The organism is Gluconobacter frateurii (assembly GCF_002723955.1).
Classification (GTDB): domain Bacteria; phylum Pseudomonadota; class Alphaproteobacteria; order Acetobacterales; family Acetobacteraceae; genus Gluconobacter; species Gluconobacter frateurii.
This window is the reverse complement of sequence record NZ_BEWN01000004.1, coordinates 32298-57835: the sequence shown is the minus strand read 5'-3', so window position 1 is coordinate 57835 and position 25538 is coordinate 32298. Positions and strand designations below refer to the sequence as shown.

22 protein-coding genes and 3 tRNA genes are annotated in these 25538 nt (G+C 57.4%); 19 read left to right on the top strand and 6 right to left on the bottom strand.

What is annotated here, in order from left to right; genetic code table 11:
* Positions 1-3 precede the first annotated feature (3 nt).
* From GFR01_RS11095 to GFR01_RS16195, 18 genes are all read left to right on the top strand, one after another.
* Entirely contained in the window at positions 4-1197 is a 1194-nt protein-coding gene (locus GFR01_RS11095; RefSeq protein ID WP_099182541.1) for an FtsW/RodA/SpoVE family cell cycle protein, read from the top strand.
* Positions 1194-2291 carry an undecaprenyldiphospho-muramoylpentapeptide beta-N-acetylglucosaminyltransferase gene (gene murG, locus GFR01_RS11090; RefSeq protein WP_099182540.1) on the top strand — a complete coding sequence of 366 codons (1098 nt, stop codon included), beginning with the start codon at positions 1194-1196 and terminating at the stop codon, positions 2289-2291. The genes GFR01_RS11095 and murG overlap by 4 nt, the downstream gene beginning before the upstream one ends.
* 40 nt (positions 2292-2331) lie before the next feature.
* Entirely contained in the window at positions 2332-3768 is a 1437-nt protein-coding gene (gene murC, locus GFR01_RS11085; RefSeq protein ID WP_063905587.1) for a UDP-N-acetylmuramate--L-alanine ligase, read from the top strand.
* Positions 3765-4679: a UDP-N-acetylmuramate dehydrogenase gene (gene murB, locus GFR01_RS11080; protein WP_099182539.1), complete on the top strand. Its 915-nt coding sequence runs from the start codon at positions 3765-3767 to the stop codon at positions 4677-4679. The genes murC and murB overlap by 4 nt, the downstream gene beginning before the upstream one ends.
* On the top strand, positions 4676-5587 hold the full coding sequence (locus GFR01_RS11075) for a D-alanine--D-alanine ligase (RefSeq protein ID WP_099182538.1): 912 nt from the start codon (positions 4676-4678) through the stop codon (positions 5585-5587). Before murB ends, GFR01_RS11075 begins: the two co-directional genes overlap by 4 nt.
* Positions 5587-6570 (top strand): cell division protein FtsQ/DivIB, encoded by a 984-nt coding sequence (locus tag GFR01_RS11070; protein WP_099182537.1) that lies wholly within the window; start codon positions 5587-5589, stop codon positions 6568-6570. Before GFR01_RS11075 ends, GFR01_RS11070 begins: the two co-directional genes overlap by 1 nt.
* On the top strand, positions 6567-7964 hold the full coding sequence (gene ftsA / locus GFR01_RS11065; protein ID WP_063905583.1) for a cell division protein FtsA: 1398 nt from the start codon (positions 6567-6569) through the stop codon (positions 7962-7964). The genes GFR01_RS11070 and ftsA overlap by 4 nt, the downstream gene beginning before the upstream one ends.
* Positions 7965-8021: 57 nt before the next feature.
* Complete coding sequence (gene ftsZ, locus GFR01_RS11060; RefSeq protein ID WP_099182536.1) at positions 8022-9563, top strand: cell division protein FtsZ; 1542 nt, start codon at positions 8022-8024, stop codon at positions 9561-9563.
* 128 nt (positions 9564-9691) lie between these two features.
* Positions 9692-10729 (top strand): UDP-3-O-acyl-N-acetylglucosamine deacetylase, encoded by a 1038-nt coding sequence (gene lpxC / locus GFR01_RS11055; RefSeq protein ID WP_099182535.1) that lies wholly within the window; start codon positions 9692-9694, stop codon positions 10727-10729.
* 68 nt (positions 10730-10797) lie between these two features.
* Positions 10798-11697, top strand: coding sequence for an outer membrane protein assembly factor BamD (locus tag GFR01_RS11050; protein WP_099182534.1), 900 nt, complete (start codon positions 10798-10800; stop codon positions 11695-11697).
* A gap of 45 nt (positions 11698-11742) precedes the next feature.
* Complete coding sequence (gene recN / locus GFR01_RS11045; protein ID WP_099182533.1) at positions 11743-13461, top strand: DNA repair protein RecN; 1719 nt, start codon at positions 11743-11745, stop codon at positions 13459-13461.
* Positions 13458-15494 (top strand): NAD-dependent DNA ligase LigA, encoded by a 2037-nt coding sequence (ligA, locus tag GFR01_RS11040; RefSeq protein ID WP_099182532.1) that lies wholly within the window; start codon positions 13458-13460, stop codon positions 15492-15494. The genes recN and ligA overlap by 4 nt, the downstream gene beginning before the upstream one ends.
* Before the next feature lie 86 nt (positions 15495-15580).
* Positions 15581-16924 carry a hemolysin family protein gene (locus tag GFR01_RS11035; RefSeq protein WP_099182531.1) on the top strand — a complete coding sequence of 448 codons (1344 nt, stop codon included), beginning with the start codon at positions 15581-15583 and terminating at the stop codon, positions 16922-16924.
* Between the two features lie 80 nt (positions 16925-17004).
* Positions 17005-17571, top strand: a complete 567-nt coding sequence (locus GFR01_RS11030; RefSeq protein WP_099182530.1) for a nicotinamidase — start codon at positions 17005-17007, stop codon at positions 17569-17571.
* Positions 17572-17590: 19 nt separating this feature from the next.
* A complete protein-coding gene (locus GFR01_RS11025; protein WP_099182529.1) occupies positions 17591-18004 on the top strand; it encodes an Ivy family c-type lysozyme inhibitor in 414 nt (137 codons plus the stop codon).
* Between the two features lie 104 nt (positions 18005-18108).
* Positions 18109-19722 carry a dihydroxyacetone kinase subunit DhaK gene (locus GFR01_RS11020; protein ID WP_099182528.1) on the top strand — a complete coding sequence of 538 codons (1614 nt, stop codon included), beginning with the start codon at positions 18109-18111 and terminating at the stop codon, positions 19720-19722.
* Positions 19723-19809: 87 nt separating this feature from the next.
* On the top strand, positions 19810-20919 hold the full coding sequence (locus GFR01_RS11015) for a Gfo/Idh/MocA family protein (RefSeq protein WP_099182527.1): 1110 nt from the start codon (positions 19810-19812) through the stop codon (positions 20917-20919).
* 39 nt (positions 20920-20958) lie between these two features.
* On the top strand, positions 20959-21645 hold the full coding sequence (locus GFR01_RS16195) for an extensin-like domain-containing protein (protein ID WP_099182526.1): 687 nt from the start codon (positions 20959-20961) through the stop codon (positions 21643-21645).
* A gap of 156 nt (positions 21646-21801) precedes the next feature.
* Here GFR01_RS16195 and GFR01_RS11005 read toward each other — a convergent pair.
* From GFR01_RS11005 to gpt, 3 genes are all read right to left on the bottom strand, one after another.
* Positions 21802-21878, bottom strand: a tRNA-Arg gene (locus GFR01_RS11005).
* 18 nt (positions 21879-21896) lie between these two features.
* A tRNA-Pro gene (locus GFR01_RS11000) sits at positions 21897-21973 on the bottom strand.
* Positions 21974-22023: 50 nt separating this feature from the next.
* Positions 22024-22539: a xanthine phosphoribosyltransferase gene (gene gpt, locus GFR01_RS10995; protein WP_063905571.1), complete on the bottom strand. Its 516-nt coding sequence runs from the start codon at positions 22537-22539 to the stop codon at positions 22024-22026.
* Between the two features lie 61 nt (positions 22540-22600).
* Here gpt and GFR01_RS10990 point away from each other — a divergent pair, with 61 nt between their 5' ends.
* Positions 22601-23827 carry an MFS transporter gene (locus GFR01_RS10990; RefSeq protein WP_099182525.1) on the top strand — a complete coding sequence of 409 codons (1227 nt, stop codon included), beginning with the start codon at positions 22601-22603 and terminating at the stop codon, positions 23825-23827.
* Positions 23828-23949: 122 nt separating this feature from the next.
* On the opposite strand, the gene GFR01_RS10985 is transcribed toward GFR01_RS10990, so the two are convergent.
* From GFR01_RS10985 to GFR01_RS10975, 3 genes are all read right to left on the bottom strand, one after another.
* Positions 23950-24025 (bottom strand) — tRNA-Asn (locus GFR01_RS10985).
* A 109-nt stretch (positions 24026-24134) separates the two neighbouring features.
* Complete coding sequence (gene rnhA, locus GFR01_RS10980) at positions 24135-24581, bottom strand: ribonuclease HI (protein ID WP_010503976.1); 447 nt, start codon at positions 24579-24581, stop codon at positions 24135-24137.
* Positions 24574-25536 (bottom strand): homoserine kinase, encoded by a 963-nt coding sequence (locus GFR01_RS10975; RefSeq protein WP_099182524.1) that lies wholly within the window; start codon positions 25534-25536, stop codon positions 24574-24576. Before GFR01_RS10975 ends, rnhA begins: the two co-directional genes overlap by 8 nt.
* Between the last annotated feature and the right edge of the window lie 2 nt (positions 25537-25538).

Below are 25538 nucleotides of genomic sequence, written 5' to 3'. Positions count from 1 at the left end.
GTCATGGCGGGTACCTCCCGTGTCGATTCATCGGCTGTCGCCCGCTGGTGGCGCAATACCGACCGGGTCACGCTCGCCTGCGTCGGCATCCTGATTGGCCTGGGCTACGTTCTGATGCTCGCGGCAAGTCCAGCCGTGGCGTCACGTATCGGCGCCTCCCGCAACATGTTCATTCTCAAGCAGGTCATCTTCCTGACGCTCGCTGGAGTGATCGTGCTGGGGGTCTCTTACCTGTCCCGTGAAGGCGTCAAGAAGCTGGCCTTCATCGGGGGGATCATCGCCCTCGCTGCTACGGCCATGACACTTGTTCATGGCATGGAGATCAAGGGCGCCCGGCGCTGGATTGCCTTGCCCATGATGTCGGTGCAGCCTTCCGAGTTTCTCAAGCCCTGTTTTGCTGTGGTGACAGGATGGCTTCTGTCTGCACGCCGAACCGTTGTGCTACGCGGAAATATTGCTTTTCCCGGCATGCTTCTCGCCTTTGCGTGCTTCGGCGTCATTCTGGCGCTTCTGAAATCCCAGCCTGACATCGGCATGTTGTCCGTCATCACGATGGTTTTCATGACGCAGCTTTTCGTGGATGGCCTGCGCCTGTACTGGGTCGGCCTCTGCGTTGCGGGCATGGTTGGCGCATTTGGTATGGCGTTTGTCATGTTCCCGCACGTTCGGTCCCGTGTTGAGCGCTTCCTGCATCCGGATGTCGGCGATCACTATCAGATCGACACAGCTCTGCGCGCTTTCGGCAATGGTGGTCTTCTGGGCCGTGGCCCGGGCGAAGGGTGCGTCAAGGACCTGCTGCCTGATGCTCACGCTGACTTCGTGTTCGCCGTTGCGGGCGAAGAGTACGGGCTGCTGCTGTGCTTTGGAATCATCATTGTTTTCGGGATTATCGTTCTTCGCACATTGCTGAAGCTGATGCGGGAGGAAGACCCGTTTGTGATCGTCTCTGCCGCAGGTCTGGTCACCGGTTTCGGGTTGCAGGCCTTCGTCAATATGGGATCAACGCTCCATCTCATTCCGACGAAAGGCATGACGCTGCCGTTCATTTCTTATGGCGGCAGCTCGGCCATGTCTGTGGCAATGACAATGGGCATGGTTCTGGCCTTGACGCGCCATCACGTTGGTCCCGGCAGGATTGCCCAGCGCGTCGCGACGCCTTACACCCCCGGTTCCCTGCTTGAAAGACACACACCATGAAACGCCCGATTGTCATTGCTGCTGGCGGAACGGGAGGACACTTCTTCCCCGCTGAAGCTGTTGCAACAGTCCTGGCGGAACGTGGTCATGATCTTGTTCTCATGACGGATGCCCGACATGGACGCCGTGAGACGGGTCTGTTCAAGGATCGCCCGCAATATGTGCTGGACGGTGCTGGCGTGGCGGGCAAGGGCATTGGCGGCAAACTGCGTGGTGTGACGGCTCTGCTGCGCGGGATGCTGGAAGCCCGCAAGATCCTGAAGACGCTGGATGCGGCAGCTGTTGTTGGTTTCGGGGGGTATCCGTCCATTCCGCCTCTGCTAGCATCCCGGATGTTGCCGAAAGCCAGTCGGCCGGAGATGGTCATCCATGAAGGCAATGCTGTTCTGGGTCAGGCCAATGCGTTCCTGTCCCGGTTTTCTCCGCTGATTGCCACATCCTATGAGAATGTGGCCCGCCTGCCGCAGGGTTCTCACGTGACCTTGACGGGCATGCCCGTTCGGGCGGGAATTGAAGCGCTTTTTGGCCAGACCTATGCAGCGCCAACTGAAACCGTTCGCATTCTTGTCTGGGGCGGGTCTCTTGGTGCGCGCGTGTTTTCGGATGTTGTTCCGCAAGCTTTGGCGGCTTTGCCGTTCGGGTTTCGCACACGCCTGCATGTGACACAGCAGGTTCGCGCCGAAGACACAGACCGTGTTCGCGCCATCTACGAAGAAGCGGGCATTGATGTTGACGTCGAGCCCTTCTTCAACGACGTGCCGGACCGTCTGAAATCCGCTCATCTGGTGATCGGCCGTGCAGGCGGCTCTTCTGTAGCCGAACTGGCCATGGCGGGTCTGCCGTCCATTCTGGTCCCGCTGCCTATTGCAGCCTCGGACGAGCAGGGTGCCAATGGCAAGGCGCTTCAGGATGCAGGTGCAGCGTGGATGATCCGCCAGCCGGACTTTACATCCGCCGCCGTTACGGCCCTGGTCGCCGATCTGCTGACACATCCAGACCGTCTCGCCGCCGCTGCGGAAGCCGCTCGACATTTTGCTCGCCCTCATGCTGCCGCAAAGGTAGCCGACCTCATCGAATCAGGCCTCAAGTCCTGATCTTTTTCTTTTGTCCTATTACCTCAAGAGTACCTGCCCCATGCGCGCCCTGCCCCTGAACATCGGAACCATTCATTTCGTCGGTATCGGCGGTATCGGAATGTCCGGCATTGCGGAAGTTCTGCATATGCTGGGCTACCGGGTTCAGGGTTCGGATATTGCGGAAAGCGCGAATGTGCAGCGTCTTCGTCAGGCGGGCATCCAGATCCATATCGGGCATGATGCCGCCAATCTGGGCGATGCTCAGGTTGTTGTGACGTCCACGGCTGTCAAGAAAGACAACCCGGAAGTTGTTGCAGCCCGTGCAAAGCTGATCCCGGTCGTGCGTCGCGCCGAAATGCTGGCAGAGCTGATGCGTCTGCGCTGGTCCGTCGCCATTGGCGGCACACACGGCAAGACGACGACGACGAGCCTCGTAGCCTGTGTTCTGGAACATGCCAAGCTGGACCCGACCGTCATCAACGGTGGCATCATTGAGGCTTACGGTACCAACACCCGCATGGGCTCCGGAGACTGGATGGTCGTGGAAGCAGACGAAAGCGACGGGTCTTTCCTGCGCCTTCCGGCCGTTATTGCCGTCATCACGAACATGGACCCCGAGCATCTCGATCACTGGGGGACGGAAGAAGCCATGCAGGCGGGCTATGACCAGTTCGTCTCCAACATTCCGTTCTATGGTTTTGCAGTCCTGTGCGTTGATCACCCGCAGGTTCAGCAGATGATTCCACGCCTGTCTGACCATCGCATCATCACTTATGGCTTCAGCCCGCAGGCCGATGTCCGCGCCGAAAAGGTTGTGATGGACAAGCGCGGTGCGACATTCGAGGTTGTGGTGACGAACCGTGCCCATAACCGGACGCGTCGGGCTGGACCTTTCCGCCTGCCGATGCTGGGACACCATAACGTTCTGAACTCGCTGGCCGCTATTGCCGTGGCGCTGGAAATGGAAATCAGTGATTCCGTGATCGCGTCTGGCCTAGCGTCCTTCAAGGGTGTGAAGCGTCGCTTTACCCGCACTGGCGAATACAATGGCGTGGCGATCATTGATGATTACGGCCATCATCCGGTTGAAATCGCGGCTGTTCTGAAAGCTGCCCGTCAGGCCGGCGCGAAGAACGTCATCGCTGTTGTGCAGCCTCATCGTTATTCTCGCCTCAAAGGGCTGTTTGGCGAATTCTGCACCTGCATGAATGATGCGGATACCGTGATCGTAGCAGATGTCTATGCCGCCGGGGAAAGCCCGATTGAAGACGCAGATCGGGATGCTCTGGTTGAGGGACTGCGTGATCGTGGCCACCGATCCGTTGTCCCGCTGCCTTCTCCCGAGCTTCTCCCGGAAATGATCAACGCCATCGCCAAGCCGGGTGATTATGTTGTCTGCCTTGGCGCGGGTACAATCACACAATGGGCTCAGACACTCCCGCATGATCTTGAAGCCCTGAACGCCAAGAAGCCAACAGCGGAAAGCGCGGTATGAACGACGCTTTCCCTGTCAGCGGACTGCGCGGACGCCTGACAGCCAATGCGCCTCTGGGTGCACGCGCGTGGTTCCGGACTGGTGGCCCTGCGGACTGGCTGTTCGTTCCGGAAGATGTGGAAGATCTCGCCGATCTTCTGCGTAACCGCCCAACCGATCTGCCGCTGACCGTTCTCGGGGCTTGTTCGAACGTCATTATCCGTGATGGTGGCATCGAGGGCGTCGTCGTACGTCTGGCCCGTGGCTTTTCGGATATTCAGGTCGAAGCGGACGGCATCATCGCGGGAGCGGCGGCTCTGGATGTCACGGTGGCCGAACACAGTGCTGCGGCTGGACTGGCAGGGTTGGAATTTCTTGTTGGGATTCCGGGGTCCATCGGCGGTGCGGTGCGCATGAATGCTGGTGCCTATGGCTCCGATATCAAAGCTGTTCTCGACTGGGCCGAAATCCTGACGGCTGATGGTGAACTGCGCCGCCTGTCCTGCGAAGAGCTGTGTTTCGATTACCGCCATTCCGAATTGCCAGACGGGGCGATTGTTATCCGTGCCCGCCTGCGTGGTACGCCTGACAACCCAGAGGCCATTCGTGAACGCCTTGCGGAAATCCGGGCCTCTCGTGAAGCCTCTCAGCCCGTGCGCGCCCGTACGGGTGGATCGACATTCCGCAATCCGGAAGGTCATAAGGCCTGGGCGCTGGTCGATGAAGCAGGCTGTCGCGGGATGATGCTTGGCGGTGCGCAGGTCAGTGAGAAACACTGCAATTTCCTGCTCAACCTCGGCGAAGCGACAAGCGAACAGCTTGAAACACTTGGTGAGACCGTTCGCAGAAAAGTTCTGGATCAAAGCGGTATTGACCTGCACTGGGAAATCAGACGCATTGGTCGCAGGAATACGGGAGAGAAGACGGTATGAAGGTCGCAGTTCTTTATGGCGGTACGTCCAGCGAGCGACCTGTCAGCCTTGTCAGCGGCGAGGCCGCCATCTCTGCCCTGCGCGAGAAAGGCCATGATGTTACGCCTGTGGACGTCGGGTCCGATATTGCTGTCACGATTCAGGCCCTGAAGGCTGCTGCTCCGGACGTTGTTTTCAACGCGTTGCATGGCCCCAAAGGTGAAGACGGGGCCATTCAGGGCGTTCTGGAATGGCTAAACCTGCCCTATACGCATTCTGGCATCCGGGCGTCCGCTGTCGCGATGGATAAGGGGGCTACGCGTATCCTTCTTGCCGCAGCTGGCCTACCGGTTGCAGAAGGTCGCGTCGTCACGGTTGCCGAACTGGCAGAGGCTGACCCCCTTCCCGTCCCATATGTGATCAAGCCGGTCGCGGAAGGGTCTTCCGTTGGCGTTGAGATCATCCGTGCAGGAGACAACCGCCGCGCCGAAATCGCGCGGGCATGGCGTTTTGGCAAGGAAGCCCTTGTTGAAAGCTTTATTCCCGGACGTGAGCTGACAGCGGGTGTCATGGGGGATCACGCACTTGCCGTGACCGATATCCTGCCAGCCGAAACCGCTGCATTTTACGATTTCGAGGCAAAGTACAAAGCTGGTGGCTCATGTCACGTTGTGCCCGCTGACCTGCCTGCGGATGTCACAAAACGTGCGCTTGATTACGCTCTGCGCGCTCATCAGACACTCGGCTGCGCCGGGGCCAGCCGGACAGACTTCCGCTACGATGACGAGACTGACACGCTCATCATTCTGGAAGTCAACACACAGCCAGGCATGACCCCAACATCCCTTTTGCCGGAACAGGCTGCCTATTGTGGTATTTCCTATCCAGACCTGTGTGACTGGATGGTTCGGGAGGCACTGAACCGCTGATGCGCAGGGACGGTCGCCCTCAGGAACCCGATTTCCACCGTGATCCGTCTTTCCGGGCCAACCGCCCGGCGGCCATACCGCCGTATGAAGATCGGCCATCACGGGCAAAGCTGTTCTGGCGTCGTCAACGACGTCTGATCCGGCCCGGAATTGTGCTGCTGGTGGTCGGGGGAATAGGCATGATGGGAGCGCGCCTTCTTTACGATGCAGCCTCTGAAGAGCGCTTCGCGCCGTTGCGCGAAAAACTTGTCGCAATGGAGCCGTTGCCCATCCGTCATGTCGTCATCAATGGTCGGGGCATGACGAGTGAAGAGTCGATTTACGAGGCATTGGGAACAAGTCTTGGTCGGCCGATTTTTGGTTTTTCCGTTGAGGCCGCCCGCAAGCGGATTGATGAACTGCCGTTCGTCGATCACGCCACGGTCGAGCGTCGTATGCCAGACACGGTCATCATCAATCTAACGGAACGGACGCCCGTCGCTGTCTGGCAGACCCATGGCCATTTCACCCTGATCAACCGAGCAGGCGAAGAGGTTCCGGATCAGGGACTGACGGGCAAGAATGCGCAGGCTTTCCTTCAACTTCCGCTGGTTGTCGGTGACGGAGCCAATATGGCTGCGTCCAGCGTGATCGACGCGCTGGCGAAGCAGCCTGATGTAAAATCGCGCGTTACAGCCTTGGTCCGCGTGGGTAACCGCCGCTGGAACGTCACTTTGAAAGACGGAACAACTGTGCTCCTGCCAGAAGGCGAGGAAGCAGCGGCCTTTGCCCGTTTGGCCCGGTATCAGGGCACCATGCAGTTATTGGACCGGCCCGTCGTGTCGATTGACATGCGACTGCCCGACAGGATGGTCATTCATCAAACTCCCGCTCCTTCTCCGCCACCTGATGCGGCAAACGCTGCTTCGGCCAAACCTGAGGCCGCCAAGTCCGACACATCCGCCCCTCCTTCTGACAGTAACCAGACGACACAACAGCCATGACCGATCTCACACCAACGTCCGATCTTCCGGCCTTCCGTCGCCGGCGCGGTCTGCGGGGCCGGTCTCTGATTCCGGTGGGCGGGGAGCGTGATGTTGCGCTGAACCGAACACCACGGGAGATTCTGCCGCTACCGCCTGAGGAAACGTCCAAGCCGCGTGTGTGGCGAAATGGCGTTTTTGGCGCGCTGGATATCGGCACAACCAAAATGACGTGCCTGATTGGGAAGGGCGAGCCCGACGGATCCATTCAGGTGCTAGGCTATGGCTGGCGTCGTTCACACGGCATTCGATCTGGATCTATTGTCGATATCCGTGAAGCTGAAGCCGCGATCCGTGCAACTGTTGGACAGGCCGAAGAAGCAGCCGAGCGACGCATGGACTCGCTCGTTGTCAATCTGTCCTGCGGCCATCCCCGAAGTCGCTTGATTGATGCGCATCTGCCAATTGGTGGCCGGGAAGTTACGGACGGCGATGTGCAGCGTCTCATTGCGGATGGCCAGGCACGGGCGTGGTCCGAAGGGCGCGACGTTATTCATACGCTTCCGATCGGTTATGTCGTTGACTCGATGCCGGGTATTGCAGATCCGCGCGGGCATCAGTGTGAGCAGCTTGCTACAAAGCTGCATGTTGTGGATATGAATTCCAGTGCCCTGCGCACGCTGGATACGGTTCTCCAGCATTCAGAACTGAAGCTGGATGGTTTGGTCTCAAGTCCATTTGCATCCGGTGTCTCTGTGTTGGCAGACGAAGAGCGCGATCTGGGTGTCACTGTTGTTGAAATGGGAGGCGGCACAACGTCTCTGGCCGTATTCTGTGAAGGCAAGCTGATCCATACGGCGCAAATCCCGGTCGGTGGGTTGCATGTCACGCGCGATATTGCTGGCGTACTTTCCACGTCTCTGGAAACGGCAGAGCGCCTGAAAACCATGTATGGTGCCGCACAACTTGGCTCTGACGACCAGCGCGAAATTCTCTCTGTTCCCTTGATTGGGGAAGGACGGGACCGTCTGGCCCGTATTCCGCGCTCTAAAGTGATCTCCGTTATTCAGCCTCGCGTTGAAGAGACGCTTGAACTTGTGCGCCATGCTCTGGACAATGCCGGCCTGGGTCGGCTCGCCAACGGGCGTGTCGTTCTGACGGGCGGTGCTTCCCTTATGGAAGGCATTGTTCCTGTCGCCACACGTATTCTCGCTCGGCCGGTTCGCATGGGCAAACCGCTGAACGTTCATGGCCTGCCGGAGACTGCTGCAGCTTCGGCCGGTTTTTCCACCGCTGCGGGGCTTCTGGCCTGGGCAGCGGGCGCTGATCGGGATTTTGGAGACATTTCTGCTCCCGAACCCCGATCTGGCGGCCTTCTGAAGCGTTTCGTGGGCTTCATCCGCGATCGTGGATGAGCTAAACAGAACTAACGCCCTTTTTTACTTTGCCTCCTCGCAGTTCCGGACCTGATCATGACTTTGAACCTTACCCCGACCCCGAACTCTCACGTTGAACTGGCCCCCCGCATTACTGTCGTCGGCGTAGGCGGTGGCGGCACGAATGCCGTAAACAACATGATCGATTCGGAGCTCAAGGGTGTTGAGTTCGTTGTAGCCAATACGGATGCGCAGCAGCTTGCCCACTCCAAGGCTGAGCGCCGTGTCCAGCTTGGTCCGCATCTGACGCGCGGCCTTGGTGCTGGTGCCAAGCCGGAGATTGGCCGTGAAGCCGCCGAAGAAGCTGCACAGGAAATTGAGCGCCAGCTCGAAGGGGCAAATCTGGTCTTCATCACGGCCGGTATGGGTGGTGGCACAGGAACGGGTGCGGCGCCTGTCATCGCACGCATGGCGCGGGAACGAGGCGTTCTGACAGTTGGTGTTGTCTCCAAACCGTTCAATTTCGAAGGCCGCCGTCGTACGCTTGCTGCTGAGTCCGGCATTGCCGAACTTCAGAAGCACGTTGACACTCTGATCGTCATCCCGAACCAGAATCTGTTCAATTCGGCCAATCAGAACACGACGTTCCGTGAAGCCTTCAAAATGGCTGACAACGTTCTGAACATGGGCGTTCGTGGCATCACGGACCTGATGGTCTCTCCTGGTCTCATCAATCTCGACTTTGCGGACGTCAAGGCCGTGATGGAAGAGATGGGCAAGGCCATGATGGGAACGGGCGAAGCCAGCAGCGAGGAAGACGGCGAAGACCGTGCTGTTGCTGCTGCCGAGCGCGCCATTTCCAATCCGCTGCTTGAAGATGCTTCCATGGCAGGGGCTCGCGGCCTGTTGATCAACATCACGGGCGGTGAAGATCTTACACTTTATGAAGTGAACGCTGCGGCGGATCGTATCCGTGAGGAAGTGGCTGAAGAGGCCAACATCATCTTTGGTGCGCTCATTGATGAAAACATGAATGGCCGGATCCGCGTATCTGTTGTTGCCACCGGCATTGATACCCAGTCCAAAAATGGACCGCAGGGCACGGAAACGACCTCCGCACCGCCCCCGGTGCAGCAGGCATCTACCGCCTCTGCTCCGCGTGAGAATACGTCCCAGCCACGGCAGACGCCGCAGAACTTCCAGCCAGGTTCAACCTATGCTGGTGGGCCGCCTCGCCCGAACTTCAGCCTGGACCCAAACGCTCAGCCCCAGCAGCCGCAGCCTGCGCCTGCAGCTGAAAGCCCGGTTGCACCGCCGCCACATGTTGCTCCACAGCAGCACGCCCCAGCGCCTCAAGAAGATATGTCCCAGCGCTCTCCGCGCGCTGGACTATTTTCTGAACCGCCTCGGAATCCAGCACCTGAGGCGCCCCGCAGCCTCTTTGGCCTGATGACAGGTGCTTTCCGCAGCCGCCCGGCGCCTCAGCAGCCTACGCAGCCGGCCCCGCGGTCGGAGCCGCACTCACGTGAGGCTTACCCTTCCGATCAGCATGGGTCTCAGGACCCTCGCCACAATCAGGCACCCACTGACGGAACGGACGATTCGACGCTCGATATCCCAACCTATCTGCGCCGCTGACAGCGTTATGGTTCTCCCGCGATGACCTGCCTCGCGGGAGAGGCCGGGTAATATCCGGCAACAATCATTGAGTGGAACTGAACCGATGACTGGGTTTTATTACACCAGTCCAAATCATCGGGGGTTTCATGCAGGCCAAGCCAGCGCATCACGGAAAGTCTGCATCAGCGGATCACCAGATCCGACAGATCCTTTCCAGCGTGTCTGACGCCAATCAGGCACCTCCCTACTCCGGGCGCCCCCATTTGAAGACCCTGCAAACAACTCTCTCTTCGCCGATTTCATGCCGTGGCATTGCTCTGCACAGCGGCATCAATGTTGATCTCGAAATGCTTCCGGCCGAGGCCGATACCGGAATCCGTTTCCAGAGAAGTGACTATCCAGATTCACCTTCTTTTCCGGCCCGTTATGACCGGATCATTGATACGAAGCTTTCCACTGTTGTTGCCTGTGAAAATGACCCGTCTCTGCGGGTCGCGACCATCGAGCATCTCATGGCCGCTTTGCACGCGCTGGAAATCGATAACGCCCTGATTCGCGTCAGCGGGCCAGAGCTTCCGGTTCTTGACGGCTCGGCGGATGCGTTTGCTTTTTTGATCCGCTGTGCCGGAACAGCCGTTCTTGAGAAGCCACGTCGAATCATCGAAATTCTCCGCAATATCCGTGCGGAAGGTGACAACGGCGCTTTTGCCGAACTCCGCCCCGCACAACGTGGGCTTTCGCTTGCTATTTCATTGAATTTCGAAGCTGCTGCAATTGGTAACCAGCGTTATGCCATGCAGCTTGATCCGCAGCGCTTTCTCGAAGAAGTTTCGTTCTGCAGAACCTTCGTAAACCGCAAAGATATTGAATATCTCCAGAGCATTGGCCTTGCGCGCGGCGGCTCTCTGGACAACGCCGTTGTTGTGGACGGGGATAATATCCTTAACCCCGCAGGCCTGAAAATTGAGCGGGAATTTGCCCGCCACAAGCTTCTGGACGCCATCGGGGACCTTTATTGCTGCGGTCACCGTCTGAAGGCTGGCTTTATTGGTCACAAGTCCGGACACAAGATCAACAACGAGCTTCTTCACGCTGTTTTCTCGGATCGTCGCAACTGGCGTTTTGAGCCGGAAGGCGATGTTGCACCCGTTCGGAACAGCCGACGCACACGCGTTGCGGCATGAGGATGACTGGCGGGTCTTTCGCCGCCGCATTCCCGTGATATAAGACGGGCTTCACGGGAAGAGCAGGTATGCCAAGCAGCACTCAACGTCATTTTGAAGTGTCCTCCAGCGGGCGGGGTCTGATCCTGAAGGCTACGGCCGTCAGTGGGCTCCTGCTTCTGTCGGGCTGTTCACTGTTTTCTCACAAGCATGAGAAGCCTGTCATTCCCAAGACGGCGGATGCAGAGACGCTCTATAATTACGGTATCGACGCCCTGCGGTCCGGCCGTTACGAACTGGCGGGTGGCGAATTCGAGCTTCTTCAGCAGAATTATCCGTATTCCGGTTTCACCGGAAACGCTGAGCTGATGGAAGGGTACGCCTATTATCTGCAGGGTGAGTATGCTCTTTCCGTGCAGCAGCTTGAGCGTTACCTGCAACTGCATCCGACCAGTCCGGATGCAGCCTATGCCTTCTACCTGCGCGCGCTCTGCTACTATGAGCAGATTGCTGACGTGCAGCGTGATCAGCAGGGAACGGTCGAAGCTCTGAATGCTCTGGAAGAAGTGATTACCCGCTTCCCCCAGACGTCTTACGCGCGCGATGCACAGCTCAAGATCGATCTCTGCCGTGACCATCTGGCCGGCAAGGAAATGCTTGTTGGCCGCTGGTATCAGCAGCAGCGTAATTATGAAGCCGCGATGACCCGCTATCAGCGCGTAGTTCAGGACTATCAGACCACAAATCACGTGGCTGAGGCTCTGGAACGTCTGGTGGAAGTCTATCTGGCCCTTGGCCTGAAAAATGAAGCGCGCCAGACGGCCTCTGTTCTCGGCTATAACTATCCAGACAGCCAGTGGTACCGCTATGCCTATGCAAATCTGCGGGACAGCAAACTCCTGTCTGATGATTTCAAACAGCCCATCACCCAGAAGCCAACCAGCAAGCCGCGCGGCTTCTTTACGCGCGCCTGGCACAGCGTATTCTGATGTGAGGCGTTTGAAACACGCCTCCCCCCACACAACATTCCCGTCATGCTGACCCATCTCTCGATCCGTGACGTGGTTCTGATCGAAAAGCTCGATCTGGCCTTGGCCTCCGGTCTCACCGTTTTGACGGGCGAGACCGGCGCGGGCAAATCCATTCTGCTGGATAGTCTGGGCCTTGCCCTTGGCGATCGCGCCAATGCAGGCCTGATCCGGTCTGGCGCAACGCAGGCCAGTGTCGCGGCTATTTTTGAAGTTCCACTCAAGCACCCGGTTTTCACCCTTCTGGGCGAACAGGGCATTGCTCTGGAAGATCCGTCGGAGCCTCTGGTGCTACGTCGCATTGTCACGCAGGACGGCCGTTCCCGTGCCTATGTGTCGGACCAGCCCGTTGGCATTACGCTCCTGCGCCGTATCGCATCCCAGCTTGTGGAAATTCAGGGCCAGCACGAACAGATGGGGCTGGCGGACCAGAGCACGCATCTGGATCTTCTGGACGCGTTTGGCGTAAAGCCCGCACTGCTTGCTCAGACATCGGCAGCTTTCCATCAATGGGCAGCCGCCCGCACGGCACTCAAAAAAGCACGCAGCGATATGGACGCTGCGGCGCGCGAGGAAGAATGGCTTCGTGCGACGGTCGATGATCTCTCAACTCTTGCTCCGCAAGAAGGTGAGGAAGACAATCTTGCTGCCCTGCGCGTCAGCTTGCAGCAGGATGAAAAGCGCGGCGAAGCTGTCGCGGCCGCTCTTGCAGAACTCACACCGCGTGATCGACGCTCCTCCAGTCCTGCTGCGGCATTACGCTCGGCAAGCCGGGCTCTCGTGCGCCTTCTTCCCTCCACTACCGATGCCGAGAACGAGTCTTCCGCGCATCAGGGACAGGCGCAGGAAGCTCTGGACGCTCTGGAAAAAGCCGAGGAGGCTTTGGCAGATGCCGAAATGCTTCTCACACGCCTTGCGGCCGATACGGAAGGTGACCCTCGCCTTCTGGAAGAGACTGAAGAGCGGCTTTTCGCGCTTCGCGCCGAAGCCCGCAAACATAATGTCGCTGTCGCGGAGCTACCGTCTTTTCTCGCATCCTTGAAAGCCCGTCTTGCAGCTCTTGATTCTGGCAATGCTGAGCTGGCGCGGTTGGAAACAGCTCTAACCGAAGCCCGACTGGCTTATGAAGATGCGGCCCGGCAGCTTTCGGAAGCCCGCAAACAGTCTGCGCAGAAGCTGGAGCAGGCCGTCACGCGCGAACTGAAGCCGGTCAAGCTGGAGCGTGCCCGCTTCATTGTCTCGTTATTACCTTTAGCGCCGGAACAGTGGAACAGTCGGGGGATGGAACAGTCTTCCTTCCTGATCGCCGCCAACCCCGGCCAGGCACCTGGCCCACTTGCGAAGGTGGCATCAGGCGGCGAACTGTCCCGCCTGATGCTGGCCCTTAAGGTTGTGCTGGCCCAGCGTTCCGACATTGGAACTCTGGTCTTTGACGAAGTGGATTCTGGGGTTGGCGGGGCGACAGCCTCTTCGATCGGCGACCGCCTGCACAAGGTGGCACAGGACGTTCAGGTTCTGGTCGTCACCCATAGTCCGCAGGTTGCCGCCCGAGGGGACCATCACCTTCGCATTGCCAAGCGCATTCGCAACGAGCGCACTGAAACGCTCGCCGAGCCCCTTTCCCGCGAAGCCCGACGCGAGGAAATCGCGCGCATGCTGGCGGGTGACGTTATTACCGATGCGGCTCGCGGCGCCGCTGACAGCCTCCTGGGACAGACCGCATGATTCCTGCCGATCGTCACGCCGAACTTGAAGCCCTGCTTGCCCGCTGGGACGAAGCTTATCATGGCAAAGATGATCCGGAAGTTTCCGACGCGGAGTATGACGCTGCGCGTCAGGAACTTCTGCAACTTGAAGAGGTTCACCCGGAACTGAAGCGTGAAGGCGGTGCCAGCGAACGCGTGGGGGCCATTCCTGACTCCGCATTTGGCAAACACCGGCACCTCGTGCCGATGCTGTCGTTGGATAACGTTTTCGGCGCTGAAGGATTTGACGGGTTTGTCTCTCGCGTTGGCCGGTTTCTGGGACTGACGGAAGACGGTCTTCAAGCCCTCCAATTTGTTGCCGAGCCGAAGATTGATGGGCTCTCCATCAGCCTGACCTACGAAAACGGTAAATTCGTTCGTGGCACCACGCGCGGCAATGGGATCGAGGGGGAAGATGTCACCGCTAACCTTCTGACATTGAACGATGTTCCTGCCACTCTCCCGAATGATGCCCCGGATGTTTTGGAAATCCGGGGAGAAGTTTTTCTGTCAAAGAAGAACTTCCTTGAGCTGAATGAGCAGCAGGAAAAACGCGGCATCAAACCTTTTGCCAATCCTCGCAACGCCGCTGCTGGCTCTCTTCGGCAACTCGATCCGGAGATCACGCGTAGTCGACCGCTTTCGCTCTTCGCCTACGCCCAGGGGTACTCATCTTCACCCGTCACCGACACACACTGGGGATATCTGGAGACGCTTCGTCACTGGGGCTTCACCGTCAATCCATTGTCAGAACTGATTGAACACGCCCGGGACATTCCTGCCTACGTGGACAAGCTCGCGCGGGAACGTTCAGGTCTGGACTACGATATCGACGGTATCGTTTTCAAATTAAACGATCTTTCCCTTCAGGATCGCCTAGGATTTGCAGGCCGTGCCCCCCGTTGGGCGATTGCCTGGAAATTTCCGGCTGAACAGGCGATGACACGCCTGATCAAGATCGAAATTCAGGTGGGTCGAACAGGCGCACTTACACCCGTCGCCCATCTTGAGCCGGTCAATGTGGGCGGCGTGATCGTCTCCCGTGCGACGCTGCACAATGAAGACGAGATTGAGCGTAAAGACGTTCGTGATGGTGATCTGGTGCGTCTGCAACGCGCCGGGGACGTCATTCCCCAGATATTAGGGGTGGTCGAGAGTGATGAGCCGCGCGGTCCACAATATGTTTTTCCGGACCATTGCCCTGTTTGCGGGTCTCTGGCGGAACGCGTCCATGGAGAAGCCGTACGCCGATGCACAGGTGGCTTGACCTGTGAAGCACAGGTCGTTGAACGCCTGATCCATATGGTGTCCCGTGCGGCTTTCGATATCGATGGGCTGGGCGAACGGAGCATCCGGGAATTTCATGCTGCGGGTTACATTCTCAAGCCTGGGGATATTTTCCGCCTGAAAAACCATCAGGATGCACTGTTGAAGCGGGATGGCTGGGGTCAGCTTTCGGTCGAAAACCTGCTTCGTGCCATTGAAGAACGCCGAACCATCTCCCTCGCCCGTCTCATTTTCGGCTTGGGTATCCGACGCATCGGAGAGCGCAACGCACAGCTTCTGGCTCGCCATTACGGTACTTTCGAAAACTGGCGTGACGCCATGGTTGCGGCGCAGACCGGCACGGAAGAAAGAGAAGCCCTCGGGTCCATCATGGGCGTTGGGGGCGCGATTGCGGATGAACTGGTCGCTTTCTTCTCCGAAGAGCACAATGTTGCCACGCTGGATGACCTGCGAGCTGAACTGCACACGATTGAGGCAGAAGCCGCACCTTCAGATGGCCACCTTTCCGGCAAGACCATCGTGTTCACCGGCACCCTGACAACCATGACGCGCCCGGAAGCCAAGGCCATTGCCGAACGTCTTGGGGCTCAGGTCACAGATAGTGTGTCCAAAAAGACGTCTCTGGTAGTTCTTGGGGAAAAGGCCGGCTCGAAAGCAAAGAAAGCAGCTGATCTGGGGCTTGAAACTGTTGACGAGGCCGGTTGGAGAACACTAGCCGGTCTTTGACAGTCTTATGACATTATCGACCCGCATGGCTGCCATCTGAAGATAATTGGCTTTGTTTCTGTTCTTCGGAGTATGATGCCGCCCGCATGTCAGTATCATCTCCTACCCAGCACATGATTATTCTTCTCCTGCTGGGCCTTGTCGCGACCGTCGTTCTGATCGCGGTCTCCATATTGATCTCCCTGTCCGAGATCTCATTTGCCGCTGCCCGGGATGTCCGGCTTCGCTCTAAGGCCGAAGCTGGTGATCCCAGGGCGGTCGCATTCCTCAAACTGCGGCGCAACAGCGGACAGGTCATTACCGTCCTACAGATCTGTCTGAATGCTGTCGGCGTTCTGGGCGGCATCATCAGCGAGTCGATGCTGAGTGAGCCTATTGCTGCTGGTCTGGAATGGATTGGGTTCTCTCCGGCCCTAGCATCGAATACCGGGTCGGCCTGTTCTTTTATTCTCATCACAGGCTTATTTGTTCTCTTTGCCGATCTGCTTCCCAAGCGGATTGCCATGAATGCGCCGGACCGGATTGCACTCAAGGTTGGCTGGTTTCCTGCTCTCGCCCTCAAAGTGCTTTATCCTGCGGTCTGGGTTTTTTCCCGTATCTCGGACGTCCTCCTGCGTGTCATGAAAATTCCGGCCGCTGCAACGGTCGAACCTGTCACACCAGAAGACCTTCGGGCTATTCTGGCCGCGGGTACGGCTTCGGGTATCCTGCTGGAGCAGGAACACCAGATGATCCAGAACGTTCTGGGCCTGCAGGATCGTTCCGTCACGTCTGCAATGACGCCACGAGATGAGATTGTGTTTCTGGACGTTCAGGAAACTCCCGAAAGCCAGCGGGACAAGGTGCGTGTCCGACCATACTCTCGCTACCCGCTCTGCGATGGTGGTCTGGATCGCGTCATTGGCTCCATTCGTGCCGAGGACGTGTTAGTGGCGGTAGTGGACGAACCGCAGTCAAAAGAGAGCCTGACGCCGGTTGCCAGCCAGATCTTCAAGATGCGCCGCGATGTTCTCTCCCTACCCGACACGCTGAATCTTTGGGAAACACTTGCGCAGTTCGATGCCCATTCCGCAGGCTTTGCACTGATTGTGAATGAATATGGTCTGGTCGTCGGTCTGATTACCTACAAGGACATTATGGGCGCTCTGATGGATGGGCTGGTCAGCCCGTTCGAAGAGCAGGCCATTGTTCGACGTGATGCAAATTCCTGGCTGATCGACGGTGCAGCTCCAATCGGAGATGTCATCCGTGAGCTCGATATTCCGCTGTTCGACGATGCGCAGAACTTCGATACGGTCGGTGGTTTCGTGATGAACAGGCTTCGTCGCATGGCCCGAAAGGCTGACAGCGTTGAGTCGTCTGGCTTCCGCTTTGAAGTCGTGGACGTTGAGGGTTTCCGCATCAACCAGCTTCTCGTGACCCGTCTCTGAAAAGCCGCCTTTCTTATGCTGCCCGGGACTGCTTAAGATCGTCAGTATTGTGATCTCACTCAGTTCTGGAAGAACCTCCCTTGCCTGATTTTCAGCAGTCCGCCCTGATTATTGTAGACGTCCAGAACGATTTCCTGCCCGGCGGAGCGCTGGCCGTTCCAGCTGGGGATCAGGTCATTGCGCCGATCAATGCCCTTTCCCAGTTAGGATTTTCCGCTGTGGTAGCGACGCAGGACTGGCACCCGGCGGACCATTGTTCCTTCAAGAAAGAAGGTGGCCCTTGGCCAGCGCACTGTATTGCAGCATCTGAAGGCGCTGATTTTCCATCGGCTCTGAACCTCCAACCGGTGAGCCATATCATTCACAAAGGCATGGCTCAGGATCGCGACAGCTATTCCGCCTTTTTCGACAACGACCATGAAACGTCAACCGGGCTGGATCACCTTCTGCGCGGGTTGAAGATCACCCATATTGTTGTTTGCGGGCTGGCGCTGGATTTCTGCGTTACTGCAACCGCCCGGGACGCCATGCGCTGTGGTTTCAGGACAGACATCGCCCTCGGAGCCTGCCGTGGCATTGCTGGCGACCAGACTGCGCTCTTCAGCGATCTGAAAGCACAGGGTGTCCGTCTGATGGAACACATCTGACGCGAAAGAAGGACGCTTCATGAAACAGCGCCTCAAAATCTTTACGCTAGCCTGCACCATAGTCTGCGGAACCATGACAGCGGCTGCTGCACCACCTACGACGCAGGACCTGCTGAACACGTCAGGTTTCAGACAGGCTTACAAGACCATGATTACGCTTCCGGCCTGGGTTGTCTCAGGTAAAGGCACGTCCACCCCGGTCGAATATTTCACACAGAAGGGGAAAACATATGCGCTTGGTCATATGTGCAAGCCTCATGACTGTGCGGCACAACAGCTGGAACTGGTTCTGGCCACCGATCATTCGGGCTCCTGGGGGCTCCTCTCGATCAAGGCTAACAACGCGCTGAAACAGACTGTTCTGGGCTCACCAACCCCTGAAATCGAAAAGGCTTTAAGAGACGCCTATACGAAGAATAATCCATCAGACTGATCCAGAATATCTGTATCACAGGGAGGGTCGCGGGAAGGTGATTGGTCCGTAAGTCAGGTTGAGGTATTCTCTTCGTTATCAGTCCGTTGAGGATCCAGGATACGATGAAGCGCTTTTACAATCACCGCGACACTCTCGTCACCGAAGGCATAGACGGACTTCTGAGATCTTCTGCTGGAAGTCACCTCTGCCGCCTTTCGGGACATGACAATATCCACGTTGTTCTCAGGCGGCACTGGGATAAATCGAAAGTCGCCATTGTTTCTGGCGGCGGCTCCGGGCACGAACCTGCCCACGCTGGATTTGTAGGCAAAGGCATGCTGACCGCCGCGGTCTGTGGCGCATTATTCGCCTCCCCCAATGTCGATGCCATTCTCGCGGCCATTCTGGAAGTGACAGGTGACTCTGGCTGCCTGCTGATCGTCAAGAACTACACCGGAGACCGACTGAATTTTGGACTGGCTGCGGAGCAGGCCCGGGCCTTGGGAAAGAATGTTGAGCTGGTCATCGTGGCGGATGACATTGCGCTGGGACAAGGGTCACATGCCCGTGGCATCGCGGGAACAGTGCTTGTTCAGAAAATTGCAGGACATGCGGCAGAAGCTGGAGCCAGTCTGGCTGATGTCAAACAGGCCGCCCTGGATGCCATTAAGGCGACGGCGTCGATCGGCCTGGCACTGACGGACGTCAATGTTTACGACCCACAGCACGAGACGCGGCTGGACGACCATGAAGCCGAGCTTGGTCTTGGAATTCACGGAGAGCCTGGAGCAGAACGCATCGCCGTAGAGAAACTGGATGCGCTGGTTGCGCGTGCCGCAGAGACGCTGACCAAACATCTGACGCATGGAAAACACGCCATCATGGTCAACATGTTAGGGGCGGTTCCAGTTCTGGAGGCGCAGGCTATCATAGATGCCCTCGCGCGAACGTCTCTAGCGGAGCGCACCGCATTCATTATTGGGCCCGCCCCGTTGATGACGTCACTGGATATGTACGGATTTTCCCTGTCGGCAATTCCTGCAAAAGCAGCTTTTACTGAAGCACTGGAAGCTCCTGTGGAGCCATGGGCATGGCCAGGTATTGCCCCTTTTAAAGACGTTCAGACAAAGCCCACCCCATCGCTCCCTGAGACTTTCGCCTTCAAAGCGTCTTCTAATGGCTATGTCGAAAAATTCATCCGCCAGGGTGCCAAAATCCTTATCGACAACGAAAAGGATCTCAATGCTCTGGATGCCCTGATTGGTGACGGAGATGCAGGCTCAACCTTTGCGGAAGCGGGTCGCGTTATACTGAAAGATATCGACCGCCTCCCCCTGGCCTCCCCTCAACAACTCACTGCAACAATCGGGCGCCTTCTCGCACGTAATGCTGGTGGATCAAGCGGCGTTCTGCTTTCGATCATGTTTTCTACTGCGGGACAGCAGGAAAACTGGCGATCCGGCCTGGAAGCGGGATTGCAGCGCATGCACAGCTATGGCGGCGCGTCGCCCGGTGACCGCACTATGCTGGATGCCCTCTTCCCTGCCATAGCCGCCCTTCAGAGCGGCGGATTGCATGAAGCTGCACGGGCTGCTCGTAAAGGAGCTGATGCCACACGCACAATGCATGCTCGTGCGGGCCGTGCCGCTTATGTGCCGTTGGCACAACTAAAAGATGTTCCTGATCCTGGAGCTGAAGCCATTGCACGTCTTCTGGAAGGGCTCGCGCAGCCCTGACAGGAAGGCGGAGAGAAAATCAGAAAGATCGCAACGGATCCGGAGATTTTCTCGTTACCTTTTTCAACAGGGGAAAAGGTAACGAGCATGACTGATAAAAAAATCCGCTTCGCTGTCGTCGGAGGTGGCCAGATTTCCCAGCAGGCATTCATGCCTGGCATCGCACGTGCGCCAAATGCAGTTCTGGCCGCACTGGTGACCGGAGATCCGGAAAAAGGAGAAAAGCTGGCTCGAGAATACAATATTCCTGCCTATCATTACGATGATCTGCCCAGTCTGATTGCATCCCCAGACATTGATGCCTTTTATCTCGCCACCCCCAACGCGCTTCACCCAAAACATGCCATTCCAATTCTAGAGGGTGGAAAACACCTTCTGCTCGAAAAGGCTATGGCCGGAAGCGTCAAGGACGCCGAAGCGATTATTGCTGCCCAGAAAAAAGGCGGCGGAAAGCTGATGGTCGCTTACCGGCTGCATTGTGAACCCGGAACAGTCGAAATGATCGACCGCAGCCGTAATGGCGAGTTCGGTGACATTTTGTTCTTCAATGCCTCATTCGGGCAGAACTTCGCGGAAGCCAACCATCGCGGGCACTCTGGTTTCTGGTCTGGCCCGGTTCCGGATCTTGGAACTTACCCCCTGAACGCCCTGCGAAACCTTATTGGACGTGAGCCAGTTGGTGTATCTGCCCATGGCTTCCAGACACCTGGCCGAGGTTTCAATTTTGAGGACACGGTCTCCGTCACCCTGCGATTTGCAGAATACGGCCTGGCAACCTTCACCGTCAGTTTTGCCTGTGCCCCGACAGAAGAACTTCGGCTGGTTGGTACAAAAGCATCTGTCAGGTCTTCACCGTGCTTCATGTTCGGTCCGGATACGGGCATCAGCTACACCGTCACGACTGAAGATGACACGACCTCCCATAACCACACTCCAACGGAGCAATTCGGAGGCGAGATTGCCTACTTCGCAGATTGTATCCTGAACGATCAGGATCCTGAGCCTGATGGAGAGGAAGGACTGATGGATATGCGCGTTCTGGAAGCCATTGAGCGCGCACTCGCCACAGGGAAGGAACAGAGCCTGTCGCCAGCGAGCCGTACCCGTCGCCCCCAGCGGAGCCAGGCGAGGAATTTTCCGCCGGTTAATGAGCCAGAACCGAACGAAATGATCAGCATTGTTCCGCAGTCCCCCTGAGAGACAATGCTGCTTCCAAGCGAAAGGTGACGGGCAACGATGCGCAGGCGAGGATCTACCGTGGTATTGCTATGCCTCGTCGTGACTGGGCTGTGCTTTTTTCACAAGGCGTGGCTCCCACCTCAATACGATCCAACGCAACCACTGGATCTCAGAAATGCCTGGACGTTCATAACGCCCTTCAAGCTGCGTATTCTGGCAAATTCAGATTCCTTTTGTCGGGCGTCCCTCCGCACCTCTTCTCTTCATCTTCAGCCACATAATCATACAGGCACAAAAAACTGCCCTCTGACTGATGTTGTGACGGTCAGTGATCCGGCAATTATTCTCGAACCTCGAAGCTTTTTGGCCTCCTGCAACCTCGCAGTCCGCTGGGATCTGTTTGAAGCAATGATTGCCAAGCCTGTGACACGGGAAATATTTGGAACGGATTTACGCGGTATCACTCATCTGGGAAGTTTTGCCTGTCGAGATGTCAGGAACCGTCCCGGCGCCCAGAGTAGCCATGCTACGGCGGATGCAATTGATGTCTCGGGATTTATTCTTGCAGACGGACAGGAAATTTCAGTCGGTGCATGGAATAAGCCCGGACCGAACGGGCATTATCTTCATATTCTAAAAAAGAGGGCCTGCGAGGTGTTCGGAACTGTTCTATCTCCAGACTATGACAGCCTCCATGCAAACCACTTCCACTTTCAGGCAACTGGATTCGGACTGTGCCAGTGACGGGCCAGCCTGATGCACACGAATCGCTATGTTCTCAAAGCCTCTGGAAACGGGCTTCTCGAAATAGTCAGTCGGAGCCAAAAAAACATTTTTGAGATTAATTTTTTTGTCCCTTTTATCCAGATGATCTGGTGAAAGGGAGACAGGCGCGCTGGGTGGCGCGCCCTGCTGGATTCGAACCAGCGACCCACAGCTTAGAAGGCTGTTGCTCTATCCAACTGAGCTAAGGGCGCAGTAGAAAATCTTGAAACTGGTCGGGGCGCCCGGACTCGAACCGGGGGCCTCCTGTACCCAAAACAGGCGCGCTACCAGGCTGCGCCACGCCCCGAACCGAGGCGGAACATAGGGGCAGTAAGTTTCAGAAGCAATAGGGTTTTTTCACTCTTTTTCATTTCTTACGAGCGGCGGCACAAAAAGCGGCGCTGTGTCCCACGGAAACAGCACCCACGTGTCCTGAGCAACTTCCGTCACGTAGTGATCGGTGTGCGGCTTGCCGTCCGGCTTTGCATACAGACAGGCGAAAACAGCCTTGGGGAGCATTTCACGAACGTACTTCGCCGTAATGCCAGAATCGACCAGATCATCGACGATCAGGAAGCCTTCGCCATCGCCAGCTGCTGACGGAGCTTTCACAACCTTCGGCTCGTGCTGGGTGCCTTCTTCACCAGCATAGCTGATGACGGAAACGCTTTCGATCAGGCGGCAGCCCATCTCGCGGCCGAGAATGGCAGCCGGGATGAGCCCACCACGCGTGATTGCAACGATACCGCGGAACGGCCCGTGCTTTTCCATGAGCGTTGCGGCGAGGGTACGGGCGTCACGGTGGAGCTGGTCCCAGGTGACAGTAGCGTACGTTACGGGTTTGGGTGTCTGTGTGGCAGTCATGACCTTCATCTGCCTTCCGTCTCGGAATTTTGCAATAAACTTGAGCAGCAGAAATGCCTAATGTGGTGGGATGATTGACCCAGCATTGCGGGCCCTCCCCGGCCTTCGCCCTCTGATTATAAGCCGAATCTGTTCGCAGCTTTCCGCAACGACCATGACCATTGCCATCGGCTGGCAGATCTATGCCCTGACCCACAGCGTGGCCTCACTTGGCTATCTGGGACTGGCGCAGTTCCTGCCCATGGTGCCGCTGACGTTCATTTCCGGGCATGTGGCAGACCGGTTCAATCGCCGGAACATCGTTCTGGTCTGCCAGATCCTGGAAATTCTGAGCACAGGTGCTCTCGCAGCCGCTGCTGCCATGCAGATTCTGACACCTGCACTCGTTTATGCATTTGCAGCCTTCTATGGCACGCTTCGCAGCTTTGAGATGCCCTGTCAGCAGGCATTTCTGCCTGCCATCGCTCCGCCTGCACTTCTGCCACGCGCGCAGGCACTTCTGTCGTCCCTGTTCATGACCGCCTCCATCGTGGGGCCAAGTCTGGGTGGCCTGCTGTACGGCCTGGGAGCGGTAACCTGCTACAGCCTGGCGACACTTGGATTCGCACTCGCCTTTTTCGGGACACTGGCACTTCAGCTTCACCACACGGTTCCAGCAAAAGAACCTGTAACGTTTGCATCCGTTTTTGCAGGTCTGGGATTTCTGAACCGACGCCGGGATCTCCTTGGAGCGATTTCTCTCGATCTGTTTGCGGTGCTGCTGGGTGGCGCGACAGCTCTTTTGCCAGTCTATGCAGATAGCGTTCTGCACGTTGGACCAATTGGTCTCGGTTTCCTTAGAGCAGCTCCGGCCGTAGGGGCGCTGGTTACATCCGCCTGGCTGTCCAGACACCCATTGGGACGACGCGCCGGCGTGACCATGTTCATTTCAGTTGTCGTGTTCGGAGTAGCAACCATTGTTTTTGGTGCCTCTCACATTACATGGATTTCTGTTCTCGCCCTGATGGTCTTGGGTGCAGCGGATGTGATCAGCGTCGTGGTGCGCTCGTCCCTGATTCAGCTCGCCACACCAGACTCCATGCGTGGGCGCGTCTCGGCTGTGAATTCCCTGTTCATCGGCTCAAGCAATCAGCTGGGAGAATTTGAAAGCGGCACGCTTGGAGCTGCGATCGGGCCAGAGGCTGCGGTCATTGCAGGCGGCGTCGGAACCATTCTGGTGGCCGTCGTGTGGATCCGGCTTTTCCCGAAACTATGGTCGCTGGATCGTCTCGAAGACGTGCGCCCTGAAATTCTCTGAATGCTTTATTTGACCGCCAATGCCCGAAAGGATTGGTGGTCAAAAGCAAATACAGCACAAATGAAAAAAGCCCCGTGAGGGGCTTTTTCTTTGTACCGTGGCCAGTTTTTCAAGAAGAAAAGTGGCTCCCGAAGTAGGACTCGAACCTACGACCCAGCGATTAACAGTCGCTTGCTCTACCAACTGAGCTATTCGGGACCGGTGAGGAGGTATGTAGTCCAACCGACGGGGTCGGTAAAGCCCCTTTTTTCAACTTTCTGCATTTTTCTGAACTTTCTTCAGTAAGACGCAGAAAACATGGCTTTATTCAGAGCTCTTCCCGCCCCCGCGTGGCCAGAACGTCCACCCGCTCGTTATTCACATCCCCCGAATGTCCCCGAACCCAGAGCCACTCGATCTCATGCGGTTTGGCCGCATCCAGAATACGCTGCCAAAGATCCATGTTGGCCACCGGGTCCCCTGCCGCATTACGCCAGTTCCGACGAACCCAGCCTGTGTGCCAACGGGTAATGCCATTCTTCAGGTATTCGCTATCCGTGTGGAGCTTCACCTGACAGGGACGTTTGAGCGCTTCCAACGCCTCGGCGGCGGCGGTCAGTTCCATCCGGTTATTGGTCGTTTCCGGATGACCGCCCCACATCTCCTTCTCCTTGCCTTTGCAGCACAGAAGAACACCCCATCCGCCTGGACCGGGATTGGGCTTACAGCCCCCATCCGTCCAGATTTCCACCAGCAGGCTTTCTGTCTCAGACATTGGCGTGCCCTGTGGCGTATCCCGCAAAATGCCGAAGCCGCCCAAGATAAGCGAGTGGGTCCTTGCGGGTCACAAGCGCATCAGCGGGCGTATTGATCCAGTCATAGAGGCGCGTCAGCAAAAAGCGGATGGAAGCGCCCTGACAAAGAATGGGCAGAGCAGCTTTTTCCGCAGCATCGAGAGGACGGACCGTCTCATAGCCATCAATCATGGCCTGAGCGAAGGCAGGTTCGAAAACCTTTTCGTCCCGGAAACACCACGCATTCAGACAGATGGCCAGATCGTAGGCGAAGAGGTCCGTGCAGGCGAAATAGAAATCGATCAGCCCGGAGATCCTGCCGTCTTGAAAGAAGACATTATCTGGAAACAGATCCGCATGAATCTGGCCTCGTGGAAGCGTCCCTTCTGCGGGCCAGGAAGCCTCGATCCGGTCCAGAGCCTGCACCAGTTCATCTGTCAGGCCGGGAAGCAGATCGTCCCCAGCACCCTGACAGCTTTCAAGGAGAGGCCTCCAGGCGTGCACGGAGAGCCCGTTCGGACGCTCCGCCGTGTAGTCCCGTCCCTTCTCGTGGAAAGTAGCCAGAACCTGACCAAGCTGCCCGCAGGCTTCAGCGGTGATCTCGGAGACGGCGCGTCCCGGAAGGAAGGTCGTGATGGCGGCGGGGCGGTCTGCAAGAATCCGCAGAGCCTCCCCGTCACGCCCCGCAACAGGAAGAGGACAGTTCATCCCCTTCCCCGACAGATGCTGCATCAGCCCCAAAAACCATGGAAGATCAGAGGCTTTCACGCGCTTTTCAAAAAGCGTGAGGATGAAAGTCCCACCCGTCGTCTGAAGCAGGAAATTGCTGTTTTCGACGCCTTCAGCGATTCCCTGAAACGAGATCAGGGTGCCGATGTCATATGTGCCAAGGAACGCTTCGAGCGTCTCGGCCGCCAGTTCCGTATAGACGGCCATGA

Bases quoted from the DNA above. Each gene is read 5' to 3' on its own strand.
- GFR01_RS11095 (WP_099182541.1), top strand. From the start codon at position 4: ATGGCGGGTACCTCCCGTGTCGATTCATCGGCTGTCGCCCGCTGGTGG.
- murG (WP_099182540.1), top strand. From the start codon at position 1,194: ATGAAACGCCCGATTGTCATTGCTGCTGGCGGAACGGGAGGACACTTC.
- murC (WP_063905587.1), top strand. From the start codon at position 2,332: ATGCGCGCCCTGCCCCTGAACATCGGAACCATTCATTTCGTCGGTATC.
- murB (WP_099182539.1), top strand. From the start codon at position 3,765: ATGAACGACGCTTTCCCTGTCAGCGGACTGCGCGGACGCCTGACAGCC.
- GFR01_RS11075 (WP_099182538.1), top strand. From the start codon at position 4,676: ATGAAGGTCGCAGTTCTTTATGGCGGTACGTCCAGCGAGCGACCTGTC.
- GFR01_RS11070 (WP_099182537.1), top strand. From the start codon at position 5,587: ATGCGCAGGGACGGTCGCCCTCAGGAACCCGATTTCCACCGTGATCCG.
- ftsA (WP_063905583.1), top strand. From the start codon at position 6,567: ATGACCGATCTCACACCAACGTCCGATCTTCCGGCCTTCCGTCGCCGG.
- ftsZ (WP_099182536.1), top strand. From the start codon at position 8,022: ATGACTTTGAACCTTACCCCGACCCCGAACTCTCACGTTGAACTGGCC.
- lpxC (WP_099182535.1), top strand. From the start codon at position 9,692: ATGCAGGCCAAGCCAGCGCATCACGGAAAGTCTGCATCAGCGGATCAC.
- GFR01_RS11050 (WP_099182534.1), top strand. From the start codon at position 10,798: ATGCCAAGCAGCACTCAACGTCATTTTGAAGTGTCCTCCAGCGGGCGG.
- recN (WP_099182533.1), top strand. From the start codon at position 11,743: ATGCTGACCCATCTCTCGATCCGTGACGTGGTTCTGATCGAAAAGCTC.
- ligA (WP_099182532.1), top strand. From the start codon at position 13,458: ATGATTCCTGCCGATCGTCACGCCGAACTTGAAGCCCTGCTTGCCCGC.
- GFR01_RS11035 (WP_099182531.1), top strand. From the start codon at position 15,581: ATGTCAGTATCATCTCCTACCCAGCACATGATTATTCTTCTCCTGCTG.
- GFR01_RS11025 (WP_099182529.1), top strand. From the start codon at position 17,591: ATGAAACAGCGCCTCAAAATCTTTACGCTAGCCTGCACCATAGTCTGC.
- GFR01_RS11020 (WP_099182528.1), top strand. From the start codon at position 18,109: ATGAAGCGCTTTTACAATCACCGCGACACTCTCGTCACCGAAGGCATA.
- GFR01_RS11015 (WP_099182527.1), top strand. From the start codon at position 19,810: ATGACTGATAAAAAAATCCGCTTCGCTGTCGTCGGAGGTGGCCAGATT.
- GFR01_RS16195 (WP_099182526.1), top strand. From the start codon at position 20,959: ATGCGCAGGCGAGGATCTACCGTGGTATTGCTATGCCTCGTCGTGACT.
- gpt (WP_063905571.1), bottom strand. From the start codon at position 22,539: ATGAAGGTCATGACTGCCACACAGACACCCAAACCCGTAACGTACGCT.
- GFR01_RS10990 (WP_099182525.1), top strand. From the start codon at position 22,601: ATGATTGACCCAGCATTGCGGGCCCTCCCCGGCCTTCGCCCTCTGATT.
- rnhA (WP_010503976.1), bottom strand. From the start codon at position 24,581: ATGTCTGAGACAGAAAGCCTGCTGGTGGAAATCTGGACGGATGGGGGC.
- GFR01_RS10975 (WP_099182524.1), bottom strand. From the start codon at position 25,536: ATGGCCGTCTATACGGAACTGGCGGCCGAGACGCTCGAAGCGTTCCTT.